Here is a 15,546-nt window from a genome sequence, read left to right as displayed (position 1 = left end):
ATGTTGAAATTTTTGCGATTTACTTGCGGCACGTCTGCCGGGCTTGTCGCGCAGCGCCGTCTGCCGCGGACCCTGGCCAGGACGCTTCCTGTCTCGGCGCTGATGATTGCCTGCGCTACCACTGGACGGCCTGCCATGGCAGCCTTCAACGATACCATTTCGCCTTTTATTGCAACAAGCTATTCATATGATGACAATCTGTTTCGTCTCGATGACGACAGGCTGGGCATCAATGGCCAGCGTTCGGATACTTCGCGGCAAGTTCAGGCAGGTTTAGTGTTCAACCGGCCGATCGGGCGTCAGATACTGAGTGGCCAGGCGAAATGGTCGCGGGTTTATTTCGATCATTTCGACCAGCTCGATTACAGCGGCAAGGATTATCTGGCCGATCTGGAGTGGCATATCGCCAACCACCTCGACGGCCACGCAGGTGTCAGCTATACGCAAACCTTGACGCCGTTCAGTGATTTTCAAAGCACCGAGCGTAATTTGCGCACGGTGCGGCGCGAGTACCTCAACGGCGGCTGGCGCTTTCACCCCAGCTGGCAGGCGCGCGCGGGCTTTTCACGTGAGCGCTATGGTTATGATCTGATTACCCAGCGCATTTCGGACCGGCAGGAAGACGCGACCGAGCTGGGAGTCGATTTCCTGCAGTCCAGCAACAGCCGCATCGGCTTGCAATTGCGTCATCTGAAGGGCAGTTATCCGAATCGTGCAGGTTTCGAGGCGCTCGGCGTGGAGCAGGGCTACGAGCAAGATGAGGTCAAGGCGAATATTTACTGGTACGTCAGCGGAATCACGCAAGTCCAGCTGCTTGGCGGCTGGGTAAAACGCAAGAACCAGCTGTTTTCCGTGCATGACGCGAGCGGGGCCAATGGCCGCCTGACGGTGTATTGGGCGCCATTGGGCAAGGTGCGCTTTACCGGTAGCCTGTGGCGTGAGTTCGCCGCAGTGGAGAACTCGCTGGTCAGCAGCAGCCTGAACAACGGCGCCAGCATCGCCGCAGCCTGGGATGTGTCCGCCAAAGTGCGCGTGGACGCCCTGCTGCGCCGCCAGAAGCGCGATTTTTCCGCGACCACCGGCATGATTTTGCCCAGCGACGTCACCGATTCGACGCGGACGGCGACCGTCGGCGTGACGTACGCGCCGAGGCCGAATATTCAGCTGGGCGTGAACGCATTTCATGATGCGCGCACCGGCGCGGCGCTGATCAACACCGGCAGTTATCGCGCCAATGGCGTTTCCTTCACCGCTAGCGGACAGTTTTGAAGAGTATCATGACGGTGAATGACATCCCCCTCATATCGTTTTTCCAGCGTATCCTTGATCCACTGATCATCATGGGCACGCTCTACCTGCTGTCGGTCCTGTCGGGCTCCCCGTTTACGGGCTATTCGCTGGTGCTGATGATCCTGGCATTTTTTATATCTTCCTCGGTCTTTCATAATGTGGACCCGTACCGCACCTGGCGCAGCGGACGCATGCTGGCCTATGCACGCGACGTGCTGGTCAGTTGGGGCATCACGGTGCTGATCCTGTTCTGCCTCGGAATGGTAACGGGCTTGGCGTTTCACTTCGATGGTCATCTGCTCGGCGCCTGGTTTCTGCTCACGCCTTTCATTCTGTTGGGCAGCCATCTGGCGACGCGCCGTCTGTTAGCCGATCCTGGCCGCGACAGTGAAGTGCGTTCCGTGGTCATTATCGGCGCCAATGACGCCAGCCTGCGGTTTGCCGCCACCATCGCGCGCAATCCGAATCTGTTCATGCAGGTACATGGCTATTTCGATGACCGTACCGATGATCGCCGGCCGGAAAAGATGCTTGAACCGATGCTGGGAAAGATGGCGGATATTACCGCCTATGTCCGCGAAAACAACATCAAGATGATCTTCATCAGTCAGCCGATATCGGCCCAGCCGCGGATACGCAAGATGCTCGACGAGTTGCAGGATACGACGGCATCGGTTTATTTCTTACCGGATATTTACATTTTCGATTTGATGCAGGCCCGCTTCGACAATGTGGGTGGCATGCCGGTGATCGCCATCCGCGAATCGCCCTTTACCGGCTTTAACAGCATGGTCAAGCGCGGCAGCGATATCGTGCTCGGGGGCTTGATCCAGATCCTGCTGCTGCCGCTTATGCTGCTCATCGCGGTCGCGGTAAAGGCCACGTCCAAAGGGCCGGTGATATTTCGCCAGCGTCGCTATGGTTTGTATGGCGAAGAAATTATCGTCTACAAATTCCGCTCCATGACGGTCAGCGAGGATGGCGACAAGGTGGTGCAGGCAACCAAGAATGACCAGCGTGTGACGCGGGTGGGCGGATTTCTGCGCCGGACTTCGCTCGATGAGCTGCCTCAGTTTATCAATGTATTGCAAGGCCGTATGAGTATCGTCGGACCGCGTCCGCACGCGGTCGCGCACAACGAGCAATACCGCAAGCTGATCAAGGGATACATGTTGCGTCACAAGGTCAAGCCAGGCATCACCGGATGGGCGCAGGTCAATGGCTTGCGCGGCGAGACGGAAACCCTGAACAAGATGGAGGCGCGGGTGCAGTATGACCTCGACTACCTGCGGAACTGGTCGTTATGGCTCGATATCTGGATCATTGTTTGTACCATCAAAGTGGTGCTCAAGCGCGACAACGCGCATTGATTTTGCCTGGCTGCGGCACGTGCTTCACGCGCGTGCACAGTAGAGGTAAATTTTGTTTTCTCTGAAACAATCCGCGCTAGAATGGCACCTCTGTCCTCGACGGACCGCAGTGGAAACAGGCTGGATGCCGTTGCCGCGAGCCGCCGCGGAGACACTGTTAAAAATTTTATTTAGGCAACTTAATGATTTTTTAAGCAAATATTTTTATTAGTGCTATGCATCCTATGGCTACCTATTTATAATATTGTTAATGATGTTGTCTTATTGAATAGATTTGCGCAGGTAACTATGTACGTTTTGCAGCGTCGTTTCCCTGGCAAGAAGCAGGCCCGGCCGGCTGCTTCCGCTTGTGTCAGCAGCATATGCAGCATGAACCATACCAGAATGAAGGAGTAATTTTGAAGCATTTACATATGACAGGCTTGACACCTGCTGGACGCACCCCTGGTCAACGTGCTCTGTTAAGCGCAATTGTGTTATTGACGGCCGTAGGCCTGTCCGCCTGCGGTGGCAAGAAAGAAGAAAAAGCAACCCAGTCCCTGGCAAGCGTCAATGGTGAAGAAATCACGGTTCTGCAACTCAATGAGGAACTGCAGCGCTCCGGCGTGCAGGCGGGGCAGCAAGAAGCTGCCAGCAAAGTGCTGCTGGAGTCCTTGATCGATCGCCAGATTTTGCAGAATGAAGCAGTCAAGGACAAGACGGATCGCGATCCGAAAGTGGTGCAGGCGATCGAACGGGCCAAGGCCCTGATCATTGCCCAGGCGTATATGCAGAAACGGATCGGCACGGTCGCCAAGCCAACCCCGGCAGAAGTGGAAGACTACTTTGGCAAGCATCCCGAGTTCTTTACTCAACGCAAGCAGTTTGACATGAAGCAGTTGATTATCCCCAGCAGCGACGTCAACGACAAGCTGAAGGCGACGATGGACGGCGCCAAATCGCTGGAAGAGGTCGCGGTGTGGCTGGAAGCGAACAATGTCAAATTCGGGCGTACCCAGGTGTCGCGCACCAGCGCGGATCTGGCGCCAGACCTCAGCAGTAAATTGCTTTCCATGCCCAAAGGGCAGCTTTTTATCGTGCGTGAAGGTGACCGCACGCTGCTTATTTCGCTCGCCGACGTGAAGGACAGTTCGGTCACGCTGGCGCAGTCGGCGCCGCAAATCGAGCAGTTTTTGTTTAACAAGAAAAACAAGGATGCCGCTGACGCCGAGCTCAAACGCCTGCGTGCCCAAGCGAAGATTGAGTATCTGAACAAGAAGGACGCCAGCCCCGCACCGGCCACGACTACGCCTGCGGCGCCCGCTGCGGCAAGTACACCCACCGCAGCAAGCACGCCCGCAACCCCGGCCGCGCCTGTAAACGGACTGTCGCCCGAGGCGAACGAGCGTGGTGTTGCTGGTTTGAAATAACCGCAATGTCTGTCCCATCACTTTTAAGAAGAATTGAGTAAAACAACATGAAACGACTCGCACTCTGGATTCTGACTGCCTTCCTGGTCTTCGGCGCCGGCTTTGCCGCGGCTGCCGATGTATTGCTGGGCGCTGGCGATGTGCTGCGCATTTCGGTGTATGGCAGCCCCGACCTCTCCCTTGAGACCAGGGTCAGCGAAGCGGGAGAAATCACCTTTCCGCTGGTTGGCACGGTGGCAGTCGGTGGCCTGGCCGTTTCCAGCGCCGAGAAGAAGATCGGGGGGTTGCTGGAAAGCGGCGGATTTCTGCGCAAGGCCCAGGTAAACATCATTGTCACCACCTTGCAGAGCCAGCAGGTTTCCGTGCTGGGGCAGGTAAACCGGCCGGGGCGCTATCCACTGGAGGGCAAGCGTACCCTGATGGATATGCTGGCGATGGCTGGTGGCCTGGGCGCGGAGGGCGGCGACGCGGTCAGCCTGATACGCAAGCGCGGCGGGACGACCAGCAAGGAAGTGGTTGATATCGTCGACATGGTGCGCACCGGTGATTTCAAGCGTGACCTGGATTTGGCCGGCAATGACGTCGTGTACGTGGAACGCGCACCGCGCTTCTATATCTACGGTGAGGTACAGCGCCCTGGCGCTTTTCGCCTTGAGCGCGCCATGACGGTGCTGCAGGCCTTGTCGGTTGGCGGCGGACTCACGCAGCGCGGAACGGAACGCGGCATTCGCATCAAGCGGCGCGATGCGGACGGCAAGCTGCAGATACTCGATGCCAAGCATGACGATCTGTTGCAAGTCGATGATGTTGTGTATGTAAAAGAAAGCCTGTTTTGAGGACCGAATCTTTCTTAGTCATTACGACCCTGTTTTTTAATTTGTCATGAGAGTTCCGTCATGAGATTTTCCCAATTGTTGTTGATTTTGCGTGCGCGCCGATGGATTCTGATCGGGACGGTTTTGTTTACTGTATTGGTCACGTTGGGTGTCAGTCTTTTATTGCCTAAGACATACAAGGCTACCAGTTCGCTATTGCTGAACTACAAGGGCGTGGATCCTGTCACGGGCCTGTCGATGCCGGGTCAACTGTTGCCAGGTTATATGGCAACCCAGATTGACATCATTACCAGCAAGAATGTCGCATTGCGCGTGGTCGATAAATTGGGCCTGGCCAACAGCGAGGCGGTACAAGCCCAGTTTCAGGAGGCCACGCAAGGGCGTGGTACCTTGCGGGACTGGCTTGCCGACCTGCTGCTGAACAAGTTGGAAATCGTACCGTCGCGTGAAAGCAGCGTGGTCGATGTGAGTTTCAAGGGCAGCGATCCGCAGTTCGTGGCCGCCATTGCCAATGCTTTCGCTGACGAATATCAAAAAGTGAGCATTCAGCTGAAAGTCGAACCATTGAAGAAAGCTTCGGCATATTTCAATGAGCAGACCAAGCTGCTGCGTGATAACGTGGAATTGGCGCAAAGCCGTTTGTCCAAGTACCAACAGGAAAATGGCATTGTCAGCGTCGACAATCGCCTGGACGTCGAGTCGAATCGGCTCAATGATTTGTCCGCGCAACTTGTTGCCGCTCAGGGCATGGCGATGGAAGCGCGCTCGCGTCAAGGCATGGCGCAGGGTGGCATGAGCGCTGAATCGCCAGATGTCGCGTCCAATCCGCTGATTCAAAACCTGAAGATCGGCCTTGGCAGCGCCGAATCGAAACTGGCGGAGATCGATCAGCGTCTGGGCCGCAACCATCCGCAATATCAGAGCGCGAAGGCCGAAGTGGATCGCCTGCGTGCCGATTTCAATGCCCAGCTGAAAATTGCTTCCAGCAGCGTGGGTAACAATGCGCAAATCATGTCGCAGCGCGAAGGTGCCGTGCGCGCCGCATTGCAAGCGCAAAAGGACAAGGTACTGCTGCTGAACCGGACGCGCGACGAGATGAATGTGTTGAACAAGGATGTGGAAAGTGCTCAACGTGCATTTGATGCCGCATCACAGCGTTTCGCGCAGACCAATATCGAAGGCCAGTCCGAGCAGTCGGATATTTCCATCCTCAACCCCGCCGTACCGCCGATCAGTCCGGCAGGCCCCAAGGTCTTCCTCAATACCGTGGTTTCCGCTTTTCTCGGTTTCATGCTGGGTCTGGCGTTCAGTCTGCTGGCCGAAATGCTGAACCGTCGCGTGCGCTCAGAGGCGGATTTGGTTGCTGAGTTGCAAGTTCCCGTGCTGGGCGTGCTCGAATGGGGCACAGCAAAATCGAAGCGCTCGTCGCTCAAGAAGTCTCCCCTCATCCGCCGCCTGAGTGCCAATTGATATGGAAAATACTATGACGTCCCCCCTGCCGCGCGTGACTGCGCGCCCGGCTTCCACCCATGGTGATTCCAGCATCGGCGCCTTGCTGCTCGAGGCGGGAAAGATTACGCCAGAAAGTGCCGAGCGTGTGCTGCGCATGCAGAAAGAACTGGGGATACGCTTTGGCGAAGCGGCCGTGCGCCTCGGCCTGGTGACCCAGGAGGATATCGAACAGGTGATTGCGCGTCAGTTCGACTATCCTTACCTGCAAAGCGGGAGCGGCACATTTTCCGAGAAACTGATCGCGGCCTACCAGCCGTTTAGCCCCCAGGTGGAAATGCTGCGGGCCGTGCGCAGCCAGCTGATGTTGCGCTGGTTCGCGCGCGGTAAAAAGTCGCTGGTAATTGTGAGCATTGACTCCGGTGACGGCGCCAGCCTGTTCGCGGCCAATCTGGCGGTGGTGTTTTCGCAGCTGGGAGAGCAGACATTGCTGGTCGATGCCGATCTGCGCGAACCCGGCCAGCACGAGATCTTCGACATCAAGGGGCGCCAGGGCCTGTCTGACATACTTGCTGGTCGGGCCCAATATGACGTCATCAACAAGATCGATTCTTTCGTCGACCTGTCGGTGTTATCCTCCGGAACTGTGCCGCCCAACCCCCAGGAATTGCTCGCACGTCCCTTGTTTGGCGAACTGCACGACAAGCTCAACGCCCGCTATGATGTGGTGCTGTACGACGCGCCCGCATTCTCGCTTGGTTCCGACTCGCTGGCTGTGGCCATGCGCGCCGGCGGGGTATTGCTGGTAGCGCGCAAGCACCACACCCGACTGGAAGATATCAACGCAATCAATGAGCAAATCATCAATAGTGGTGCCGAGTTGGTCGGTTCGGTCCTGGTAGAATTCTGATGAACAGCGCGCTCGATACGAGGAAGAGCATGATGCCACTGCTCAGCCGCAGGATGATGTTCGAATGGCTGCCGGTGCTCATCGGCTTTGTCGGGCTGTACGCGAGTTCGTTCCATATCTTTTTCACGCAGGTCTGGAATCGCGATGATACGGCGCACGGACCGATGATCCTGGCGCTGTCATTGTGGCTGATGTATCGCAAGCGCAGCGAGATGCTGGCGGTCGCGCGCGACAACACCTCTTCGCCTGTGGCCTGGCTGTTGCTGGCGTTCGGCTTGCTCTTGTTCATTGTCGGAAGATCACAGCAAATCCTCGCACTCGAGTTTTCGTCGCTGATTACCGTAATGGCGGCCATTTTGCTGCTGAAACTTGGCTTTGCCTCGCTGCGTGTCTACTGGTTTCCGTTCTTTTTCCTGTTGTTCATGATACCGCTGCCCAGTTCCCTGGTGGCGCTGTTGACCATGCCGATGAAAATGGCTGTGTCGTATGTCTCCGAGCATCTGTTGTTCTGGGCCGGTTATCCGATCGCGCGCAGCGGCGTGATTCTGCAGATCGGCCAGTATCAGCTACTGGTGGCCGATGCCTGCGCCGGCCTGCAAACCTTGCTGGCGCTCGAATCGCTGGGCCTGTTGTATCTGAACGTGGTGCGCCATACTTCCACCATCCGCAATATCGGCCTGGCACTGCTGATCGTGCCGATTTCCTTCACCGCCAACGTGCTGCGCGTGATCGCTCTGACGCTGATCACCTATTATTGGGGCGATGCGGCAGGCCAGGGATTCCTGCACGGCTTTGCGGGGATGGTGTTGTTCATCAGTGCGCTGATCCTGATCATTTCGGTCGATTCGCTGTTGCAATGGCTGGTCAGCTGGCGACAGCGGTCCGCGCATCGCAACCAATAAGGCAGATATCATGAAAAAAATCATAGTGGCGGGCGTCGCGATGGGCTGCCTGATGCTGTTTTCGGGTGCGGTGGCCAAGTTGCTGACGCCGACCGTCAAGATTGCCGATACGCGTCCAGCGGTCGATCTTGCCAAGGCGATTCCGCTCCAGTTTGGCGACTGGGAAGAAGACCGTGCGCAGGTATCGAGCGTGGTGAACCCTAGTACGGAAGCGGCGCTGAAGGCCATCTACGCGCAGACACTGTCGCGGACGTATGTCAACAGGGAGGGCGAGCGCATCATGCTGTCGATCGCATATGGTACCGATCAGTCCGATAATCTGTCCGTCCATTTCCCCGAGGGCTGTTATGTGGGGCAGGGGTTTGGCGTGACACCGACCGCCTTTGAGCCGGTGCGGACCGGCTTCGGCGATATTCCTTCCGCCCGCCTGGTCGCGAACATATACACGCGCATCGAACCGGTGACTTACTGGATCGTCGTCGGAGACAAAGTGGTCACCACCTCTTGGGATATGAAAAAGGTCAAACTTGCCTATTCATTGAAGGGCTTGATACCGGATGCCACGCTGATGCGGGTTTCTGCCATTAATCCCGATACCGCCGCCGGCTACCGCCTGCAGCAGCAATTTGTCGACCAGATGCTAAAGGCGCTTACTCCTGCGCAACGTCTGCATTTTGCCGGGCTGACTCATTAATTCCGTTGGCCCGGGACGCCTGCTGTGGTCCCCTGTCATGCGGGCTAGCCATCAGTGTCTGCACGACCAGGCACTGGTATCGGCATATCAATCGGACCATCCATGAAATTTTTCCGCCAGAATCTGACTCCGTCAGCGCCCACCTATCCGTCAGCCATGCAGCGCCGTGGCGCGCATCGCCAGACGACATCGATGTTGCTGACGGTCGTGGCAATTGCCATCCTGCTGTTGCTCACCGCGCTGGCCAGTGCGGTGGTAGCGCTCGGGTCTTACCAGCTGACCATCGTCGTGATCGGCGTGCTGGTGATGGTGCCCGTCATCTGGCTGATCCGGGTCAAGGATCTCTTGCCCCTGATGTTCGTATATATTTTTATTATCCAGGGCATCGCCGAAGAGTTTTTCAAGCTGCGTTTTGCGGTCTGGATGGGCAGTGCGCTGGCGATCTTTTTCCTGGCCCGCGCACTGCTGGAAGTCACCATCTTCCAGCGTCCGAACCGTGACAAGGTTGCCGTCGTGTCGAGCGGCATGGTCGCCGTCTGTATCGCGGCCGGCGTGTATCTGGCATGTTTCTTTTTTGGCATGGCACTAGGCAGCGGCACCATCAAGCAGAATATTTCCGCGTTGCGCTTCGGCTTGCCGATGTTCGGCATCCTGCTGGCCATGTATTGCATCGAACTGCCCAAGGCACGCATGCGGTTTTTATGGGGCATGGTCGTCGTCATCGCGGTCTTGCAATTGCCGCTGGTTATTTATCAGCATTTCTTCGGCATGGGATTGATCGGCTGGGACGCCGTGGTGGGCAGCTTTGGCCATGGCATGAGTCCGGTGTTGGTGCTGTTTTCGCTGGCGGCCATGCTGTTTTGCGTAGCCTGCTGGGTCCGCGGCATCATGCCGGGCTGGCTAGTGCTGCTCGTCTTCCTTGTGAGCATGGGCAATATCCTGTTGGGTGAGGTCAAGGCCGTGGCGCTCTGGTTGCCGCTGGGCTTGCTGCTCATCATGCGCAAGCGCGTCCTGAAAAATATCGTCGCCTTCCTCATGTACTCCTGCTTTATCGCCATTTTCATGAGCGCCACCTTTGTTGCCTACAAAAGCATGTATTGGGGTGACAGTGCGAAGATGGGCAGTACGGTTGGGCAGAACCTGGGCAAGGCCGGCGGCTACTTTTTTGATCCTTATGAAATCAAGTATGGCACTGGCGAGGTCAGCCGTATCGCGTCGCTCTATCTGTGGTATCGCGACCCGCTGCCGCCGGCGGTCAATCGCCTGATCGGCTACGGTCCCGGCGCCAGCCAGATCGGCGAAGGTACGGGCTACGGGGTGGTGGCGATGCGCTATCGTCCGCTGCAGATCAATGCCACCGCGTTATCCATGTTGCTATGGGATGTGGGCATCCTGGGCGCCCTCAGTTTTATCCTGCTGATTGCCTGCGGCGTCGGCATCGGCTGGCGATACGTGCGTAACGGACGCGGTACTCCATGGGAACAGGCGGTCGTCGATACGAGCATGGTCATGCTGGTATTAATGCTGACTTCGCTGGTATACAACCGCACGCTGCTCGACACCAGCACGGTCCAGTTGCTATGTTTCTTTTGCCTCGGCTGCATCGTGCAATACAGTCGCTTCGGCCGGCACGCGTCCGTGCCGGCTGTTGCGCACGACGCCTGAGACATATGTCGAACGCCTTACCTGCCCCATCTGGCGACGGCGCCTGCCGCCGGACGCCCGGGCATCATTGATTGGTTGTGAAAAGTGAGAAAGTTGTGACAGCGAAGCGTGCCCCGAACAGCCTGTTTAAAAATAGTGTTTTTTCCTTTTTGCTCAATGTATCGGCGACCGCCATCAGTTTTTTTGCCATACCAATTACCTTGCGGATCATGGGCTTGCAACACTATGGCAGCTTTGTCTTTGTGCAGGCTGCGGCAGCCATCGTGTTTACCCTGGTGACCCTGCAGTACTGGCAGGGGCTGCTGGTCGAGTTTCCCGGGAAGGCCAGTTCGGCTCAGACATTGAAGCGGCATGTATTGCGCAGCGTGTCATTTGAACTGGTCGGCATTGTGATGGCCTTTGCGGTAATCTTGGCGCTGCCCCTGTTTTCTCTGGACCAGGTCAGTGTTTTCAAGTGGACCGATCTGCTGCTCATCATCCTGTCGACCCTGCTGCCGACGCTCGGTTCGCTGGTGGCGTTTTACCGCCTGACCGACCGTTACCGGACCTTGATGGTCGTGGGTTTGCTGTGCAATATTTTGCGGCTGGTGTTTCTCAATATCGCGTGGCATGTTTCCCCCACCGTGTCCGCCGTGGTGCTGTCCTATGCTGCGCCTGAAATCCTGCGTTCGTCCTATCTGGGCTGCTCGTTATTTTTCATGAAGTCGGCCGGGCAGGCGGTAGAAGAAGGGCCGCCACTGCAACAGAGCAAGATTTACTCGGCGGGGAAATGGAGCACGGCGCAGGCCGTTGCCGACCTGCCCGTGGCCCATGTCGACAAGATCCTGGTCGGGCTGGCATTGAGCCCCGAAGCGCTTGGCATTTACAATATTCTCAAGCGCCTGTACAGCATCATCAACATGGCCACCGCGCCGGTCTATATGAACTCCATTCCTGAATTTGCCAGGAAGGTCAACCGCGACGACTTGACGGGCGCCTATGCGCTGTGGCGCAAGACCATCCTCTTGCTGATGCCGATCTCGGCCTGCATAGGAATCGTTTTCTTTGTCACGCGCGGGATCTGGACCGGCTTTGTCTATCATGGCCTGGCCAGTTACAGCGGCGAACTGTTCGTGGTGATACTGACGGCCGTGATTGCGGGCAGTTTCATCACGTCCCATGCCTTTTACTGGGCCCTGGGCAAGAAGCGTCAGACCACCATCATTACGGTGACGTCCAATATCATCTATCTGGGCCTGCTGCTGTTGCTGAGCGCGAAATTCCAGCTGATCGGCGCACTGGTGGCGTTCCTGATTCACGTGTCGGCGGTAGTACTGGTGAAAGTGGTTTTCCTGCTAAAAGAAAGAGGTAGCTACGTATGATCCCCAAGAAAATTCATTATTGCTGGTTTGGCGATAATTCCATGTCGGTCCTGAATCAGCGCTGCATCGCCTCCTGGCAGCGCCTGTGTCCCGATTACGAACTGATCATGTGGAACGAGAGCAATTCCGACATCGATAACGAATATTGTCGGCAAGCGATCAAGCAGAAAAAATGGGCGTTCGTGTCCGATTGGGTGCGTTTCGACGTGCTGCACCGGCATGGCGGCATTTATCTCGACACGGATGTCGAGCTGATCCGGACGCTAGACGGCCTGCTGGGGAAAGAAGCCTTGCTTGCGGCATATGAAAGCGCCGAGATCATCGGCACCGCTTTCATTGCCGCGCCGGCCGCCCATCCCGCCATTGATGCCAGCCGACAAATAGTGCTTGGCCATCTTACCGCCTTGCGCAAGTTTGCCACCTCGCCCAGGATCTTGAAGCAAGGCATGGAGCAGGTGGGCATGCGGGGTTGCGATGTCCTGCCCAGTCAGGTCTTTTTCCCCTTCAATCCCTTTGACGACGGCAATGCGCGCAATGCCGGCCAACTGATGTACGAGGATGTCGGCGCGCAGACCTTGGGCATCCACCACTACGCCATGTCCTGGAGCTTTGACAAGGAAACCAGTCTGGTGGAGCGGATCCGCAACAAACTGAGAAGGCGGCCGGACTGGAGGCTCACCGTTGCATTCTGAATCCAGCCCAAAATGCCTGCTGATTGTCTATCTGCCAGAGGCACAGCTGCCGCGCTTCCCCGACCAGATGGCGCGCTTCGAGTTCCTGCGCCGGCGCTATCGGATCAGCGCCCTCATTTCCTCCGGCGACATCGGCGTCGACATGCCGCACATCATGCGCGTGGCGTCGCGCAACCCGTTGCTGTTTGCGGTCAAGGCCGCTGCTGCGGTGCACAAACTGCCGGTCGATTATGATTTCATCTACGTGATCGGCGTCCCCGCGCTGATGCTGTTTGCCTTCACCGCACCGCGCCGCCCGGTGATCGCGTACGCGCCCACCCATTATCTGCAACACTTTGGCGATCCCGCCTCGCTGGCAGGGAAAAAGAAGCTGGTCGCGGCATTGAAGCGGCAGGTGTTTTTTCGCGGCTTGAAAAAGGTGTCATCGCTGAGCAGCATCTCGCGCCAGCTGGAGCAGCTGTATCAGCCCTTGGTGCGGCGCGTGCTGACCATTCCGATGGGGGTGGACCTGCAACTGTATGCGCCGCGCGCGCCTCTGGCTGCGTTGCCGGTGCCGCTACGCATCGTCTATGCCGGTTCCGGCGGGCAGGGACGCGGCATGGAATTGATTGCTTCCTGTGCCAGGAGAATCCTGTGCGAGCAGACCGCGGTGGAGTTTCACCTGATCGGCTGTCGCGATGCCATGCTTGAGCGGCTGCTGGTGGACGAACCGGCCTTGCGGACGGTGCTGCATCTGTTGCCGGCCATGCCCTACGCGGAAGTGATCGCCAGCTATGGCCGCATGGATGCGGGGCTGTCCCTGCTGGAATCGAATATTTTTTATCGTGCCTCCCCGCCACAAAAGATATTCGAGTACATGGCCGCCGGCTTGCCCATGATCTGCAACCGGATCGTGACGCATACCGATTATGCCGGGGCCAGCGCCGTGCTGGTCGACTACGAGGCAGATTCGCTGTTCGAGGGGATTATCGACATGTGTACCCACTATGGTCGCTATCGAACTGCCGCCGCGGCTATCGCCAACGACATGGGCAGCTATTCCTACGAACAGGTGGAACGGGCGTTTCATGCCGAGATTGCGCGCCAGCTTGGGTCCGTGAGTGGCTAGCTCAGGTACTCCGCGTGCCCTTCAAGATCGGCCTGGTTGGCCAGAATGTCGTAGTCAAGCTGGTCCACCCTGCCGATGATTTTGGCAGGTACGCCTCCCACGATGGCGCCGGCCGGCACGCTTTTGGTCACTACCGCATTCGGTGCGATGATGACCCGGTCGCCAATAATGACCGGGCCGGCGATGACTGAGCCGGCGCCCATGAAGACCTGATCGCCGATGTACGGCACGTTCTTGTACGGTCCCTTGCCGATGATCCGCACACCGATGCCGATCCGGCACCCGCTGCCGATCCGTGCACCATCAATGATGACGGTGGCGATGCCTTTGCAGATCAGATAGCTGCCTTTGCCGATATCGGCCGTGGGCGGCACCTTAGAGTTATAGACCAAGAAAATGAGCAGCTGGAACAAACTGGGGATGACGGGGATATTTCTGACGTAAAACCAGCGGGCGATACGGTAAAAGACGATGGCATTGGGCATGGCGGTAGATTCCTGTCGCAAAGAGAACGGACGACGGCACACTCAGCGTGCCAGCGTTGCGTACCGTGCCGCCAGCTGTGCGCTCAGGACGCGATAGCTGCGGTGTTGTTCGATGAACGATGGGCCGCTGGCTGCGCGCTGGCGGGCCGCCGCAGGGGCTTGCAGAATGGCGCATATCGCGGTCGCCATCGCCTCGGCAGTACTGGCAGTCAGCCACCCGGCGGCACTTTCGCGCAGCACGAAGGCCTGGTCCGGAATATCGTTGCCGACCGCAGGAATGGCCAATGCCAGGTATTCGAGGAGCTTGGTGGGCGAGCTAACATCGAACAGTGTATTGCGCGGTACATAGGAAATGGCCACATCGGCGCTGGCCAGCAAGGCCCATGCCTCGGAGGACGGCAGCCAGCCCGTAATCTTGACGGCCGATGCCAGGCCGAGCGCGGCAGCATGCGCGAGCAGTCCGTCGGCGCCACCCGCCGTGCTCGCTTCACCGATCAGCAGCAGGCGGGCGTCGGGCACGCTCTGGCGTACCAGCAGCAGGGCATCGATGACGTGTTCGAGTTTGCGGGCATGGTTCAGTGTTCCCAGGTAGGACAGCAGCGGCACCCCATCCCAGCCGTCGAGGCGGCGGGAGGCCAGGTGTGCGGCATTGAATAATTCCATGTCGACGCCCATCGGCACGGCGCTCATTTTCTCCGCACGGATGCCGTGTGCCGCCACGTGCTCCAGCATCGCGTCGCTCTGGACAAAGACATGCTGCGCACGGGGCAGCACAAAGCGATACAAAATGGCGCGCTCGACCAGGCCTTTCGCCAGCTTGAGGCGATTGCGCACGCGGCCGCGCTCGCCCGCATGGGCTTGCGCATTCTCGATGCGCGCTTCGCACATGAGGAAAGAAAGCCAGTACACAAACGGAATGCCCTTGGCGCGGGCAATGAGCAATCCCAGCAGGCCGATGGGCACCATGTCGCGGACCTGGATCAGATCGTAGTGGCGTTTGTCCGCTGTCAGCAGCGTCCGCAGGCAGGTCCAGAAAAAGGCCAATTCGCGCAGCGCATGGCTTTTGAAGTAGGGGCCACGTATGACTTGTTGGAAACCCTGAGCAACTTCAGGCGCATTTTCCGTCTTGCCGACAATACTAGAGTCGATGCCATGGCGTGGCAGATATTTTGCAAACAGCGCCGTGACATCCGCACGGTAAGTGGGCAAGGCTTCGGGAACAAATTGGAGGATTTTCAAAGGCGTGATCCAAAGATAAAGTTCAGTAGCGGAAACGTTGCCATAAATGCAAAAATGGCAACCATGATGTTATCATGGTTGCCATTTTACTGCTTAAAAGATATTAGTTGTCGTACTCGATCACCTGCTGTTGACA

15 protein-coding genes are annotated in these 15,546 nt (G+C 57.6%); 12 read left to right on the top strand and 3 right to left on the bottom strand.

Going from position 1 to position 15,546, the window contains the following annotated elements; genetic code table 11:
- From epsL to RTQ46_RS07400, 9 genes are all read left to right on the top strand, one after another.
- Positions 1-1,269, top strand: a complete 1,269-nt coding sequence (gene epsL, locus RTQ46_RS07440) for an XrtB/PEP-CTERM-associated polysaccharide biosynthesis outer membrane protein EpsL (protein WP_312435596.1) — start codon at positions 1-3, stop codon at positions 1,267-1,269.
- Positions 1,270-1,277: 8 nt separating this feature from the next.
- Positions 1,278-2,660 carry an undecaprenyl-phosphate glucose phosphotransferase gene (locus RTQ46_RS07435; RefSeq protein WP_312435595.1) on the top strand — a complete coding sequence of 461 codons (1,383 nt, stop codon included), beginning with the start codon at positions 1,278-1,280 and terminating at the stop codon, positions 2,658-2,660.
- 398 nt (positions 2,661-3,058) lie between these two features.
- Entirely contained in the window at positions 3,059-4,069 is a 1,011-nt protein-coding gene (locus tag RTQ46_RS07430; protein WP_312435594.1) for an EpsD family peptidyl-prolyl cis-trans isomerase, read from the top strand.
- Positions 4,070-4,116: 47 nt separating this feature from the next.
- The gene (gene epsE / locus RTQ46_RS07425) at positions 4,117-4,905 is read left to right on the top strand and encodes a polysaccharide export protein EpsE (protein WP_312435593.1); all 789 of its coding nucleotides are present in this window, start codon (positions 4,117-4,119) and stop codon (positions 4,903-4,905) included.
- A gap of 60 nt (positions 4,906-4,965) precedes the next feature.
- The gene (gene epsF / locus RTQ46_RS07420) at positions 4,966-6,375 is read left to right on the top strand and encodes a chain length determinant protein EpsF (protein WP_312435592.1); all 1,410 of its coding nucleotides are present in this window, start codon (positions 4,966-4,968) and stop codon (positions 6,373-6,375) included.
- A gap of 13 nt (positions 6,376-6,388) precedes the next feature.
- Positions 6,389-7,264 (top strand): chain length determinant protein tyrosine kinase EpsG, encoded by an 876-nt coding sequence (epsG, locus tag RTQ46_RS07415; RefSeq protein WP_312435590.1) that lies wholly within the window; start codon positions 6,389-6,391, stop codon positions 7,262-7,264.
- Positions 7,265-7,293: 29 nt separating this feature from the next.
- Positions 7,294-8,166: an exosortase B gene (gene xrtB, locus RTQ46_RS07410; RefSeq protein ID WP_312435589.1), complete on the top strand. Its 873-nt coding sequence runs from the start codon at positions 7,294-7,296 to the stop codon at positions 8,164-8,166.
- Positions 8,167-8,176: 10 nt separating this feature from the next.
- Positions 8,177-8,860 (top strand): exosortase-associated protein EpsI, B-type, encoded by a 684-nt coding sequence (gene epsI, locus RTQ46_RS07405; protein WP_312435587.1) that lies wholly within the window; start codon positions 8,177-8,179, stop codon positions 8,858-8,860.
- A gap of 102 nt (positions 8,861-8,962) precedes the next feature.
- A complete protein-coding gene (locus RTQ46_RS07400) occupies positions 8,963-10,525 on the top strand; it encodes a hypothetical protein (protein ID WP_312435586.1) in 1,563 nt (520 codons plus the stop codon).
- A gap of 64 nt (positions 10,526-10,589) precedes the next feature.
- Here the strand turns inward: RTQ46_RS07400 and RTQ46_RS07395 are convergent, their stop codons facing one another.
- Positions 10,590-10,736 carry a hypothetical protein gene (locus tag RTQ46_RS07395; RefSeq protein WP_312435585.1) on the bottom strand — a complete coding sequence of 49 codons (147 nt, stop codon included), beginning with the start codon at positions 10,734-10,736 and terminating at the stop codon, positions 10,590-10,592.
- Between RTQ46_RS07395 and RTQ46_RS07390 the strand changes: the two genes are divergently transcribed.
- From RTQ46_RS07390 to RTQ46_RS07380, 3 genes are read left to right on the top strand one after another with little or no spacing between them, the layout of a single operon-like run.
- Positions 10,675-11,886: a lipopolysaccharide biosynthesis protein gene (locus RTQ46_RS07390; RefSeq protein WP_409518306.1), complete on the top strand. Its 1,212-nt coding sequence runs from the start codon at positions 10,675-10,677 to the stop codon at positions 11,884-11,886. The two genes, RTQ46_RS07395 and RTQ46_RS07390, sit on opposite strands and share 62 nt — an antisense overlap.
- Positions 11,883-12,578 carry a glycosyltransferase gene (locus RTQ46_RS07385; RefSeq protein WP_312435583.1) on the top strand — a complete coding sequence of 232 codons (696 nt, stop codon included), beginning with the start codon at positions 11,883-11,885 and terminating at the stop codon, positions 12,576-12,578. The genes RTQ46_RS07390 and RTQ46_RS07385 overlap by 4 nt, the downstream gene beginning before the upstream one ends.
- Complete coding sequence (locus RTQ46_RS07380; protein WP_312435582.1) at positions 12,568-13,686, top strand: hypothetical protein; 1,119 nt, start codon at positions 12,568-12,570, stop codon at positions 13,684-13,686. Before RTQ46_RS07385 ends, RTQ46_RS07380 begins: the two co-directional genes overlap by 11 nt.
- Here the strand turns inward: RTQ46_RS07380 and RTQ46_RS07375 are convergent.
- The gene (locus RTQ46_RS07375) at positions 13,683-14,171 is read right to left on the bottom strand and encodes a serine O-acetyltransferase (protein ID WP_312435581.1); all 489 of its coding nucleotides are present in this window, start codon (positions 14,169-14,171) and stop codon (positions 13,683-13,685) included. The genes RTQ46_RS07380 and RTQ46_RS07375 overlap by 4 nt on opposite strands.
- 42 nt (positions 14,172-14,213) lie before the next feature.
- A complete protein-coding gene (locus tag RTQ46_RS07370) occupies positions 14,214-15,410 on the bottom strand; it encodes a glycosyltransferase (RefSeq protein ID WP_312435580.1) in 1,197 nt (398 codons plus the stop codon).
- Between the last annotated feature and the right edge of the window lie 136 nt (positions 15,411-15,546).

The sequence above is a fragment of the Janthinobacterium sp. genome, assembly GCF_031995485.1.
Taxonomy (GTDB): Bacteria; Pseudomonadota; Gammaproteobacteria; order Burkholderiales; family Burkholderiaceae_D; genus Janthinobacterium.
This window is presented reverse-complemented; position numbering and strand designations above follow the sequence as displayed.

Bases quoted from the DNA above. Each gene is read 5' to 3' on its own strand.
- epsL (WP_312435596.1), top strand. From the start codon at position 1: ATGTTGAAATTTTTGCGATTTACTTGCGGCACGTCTGCCGGGCTTGTC.
- RTQ46_RS07435 (WP_312435595.1), top strand. From the start codon at position 1,278: ATGACGGTGAATGACATCCCCCTCATATCGTTTTTCCAGCGTATCCTT.
- epsE (WP_312435593.1), top strand. From the start codon at position 4,117: ATGAAACGACTCGCACTCTGGATTCTGACTGCCTTCCTGGTCTTCGGC.
- epsF (WP_312435592.1), top strand. From the start codon at position 4,966: ATGAGATTTTCCCAATTGTTGTTGATTTTGCGTGCGCGCCGATGGATT.
- epsG (WP_312435590.1), top strand. From the start codon at position 6,389: ATGACGTCCCCCCTGCCGCGCGTGACTGCGCGCCCGGCTTCCACCCAT.
- xrtB (WP_312435589.1), top strand. From the start codon at position 7,294: ATGATGCCACTGCTCAGCCGCAGGATGATGTTCGAATGGCTGCCGGTG.
- epsI (WP_312435587.1), top strand. From the start codon at position 8,177: ATGAAAAAAATCATAGTGGCGGGCGTCGCGATGGGCTGCCTGATGCTG.
- RTQ46_RS07400 (WP_312435586.1), top strand. From the start codon at position 8,963: ATGAAATTTTTCCGCCAGAATCTGACTCCGTCAGCGCCCACCTATCCG.
- RTQ46_RS07395 (WP_312435585.1), bottom strand. From the start codon at position 10,736: ATGATCCGCAAGGTAATTGGTATGGCAAAAAAACTGATGGCGGTCGCC.
- RTQ46_RS07385 (WP_312435583.1), top strand. From the start codon at position 11,883: ATGATCCCCAAGAAAATTCATTATTGCTGGTTTGGCGATAATTCCATG.
- RTQ46_RS07375 (WP_312435581.1), bottom strand. From the start codon at position 14,171: ATGCCCAATGCCATCGTCTTTTACCGTATCGCCCGCTGGTTTTACGTC.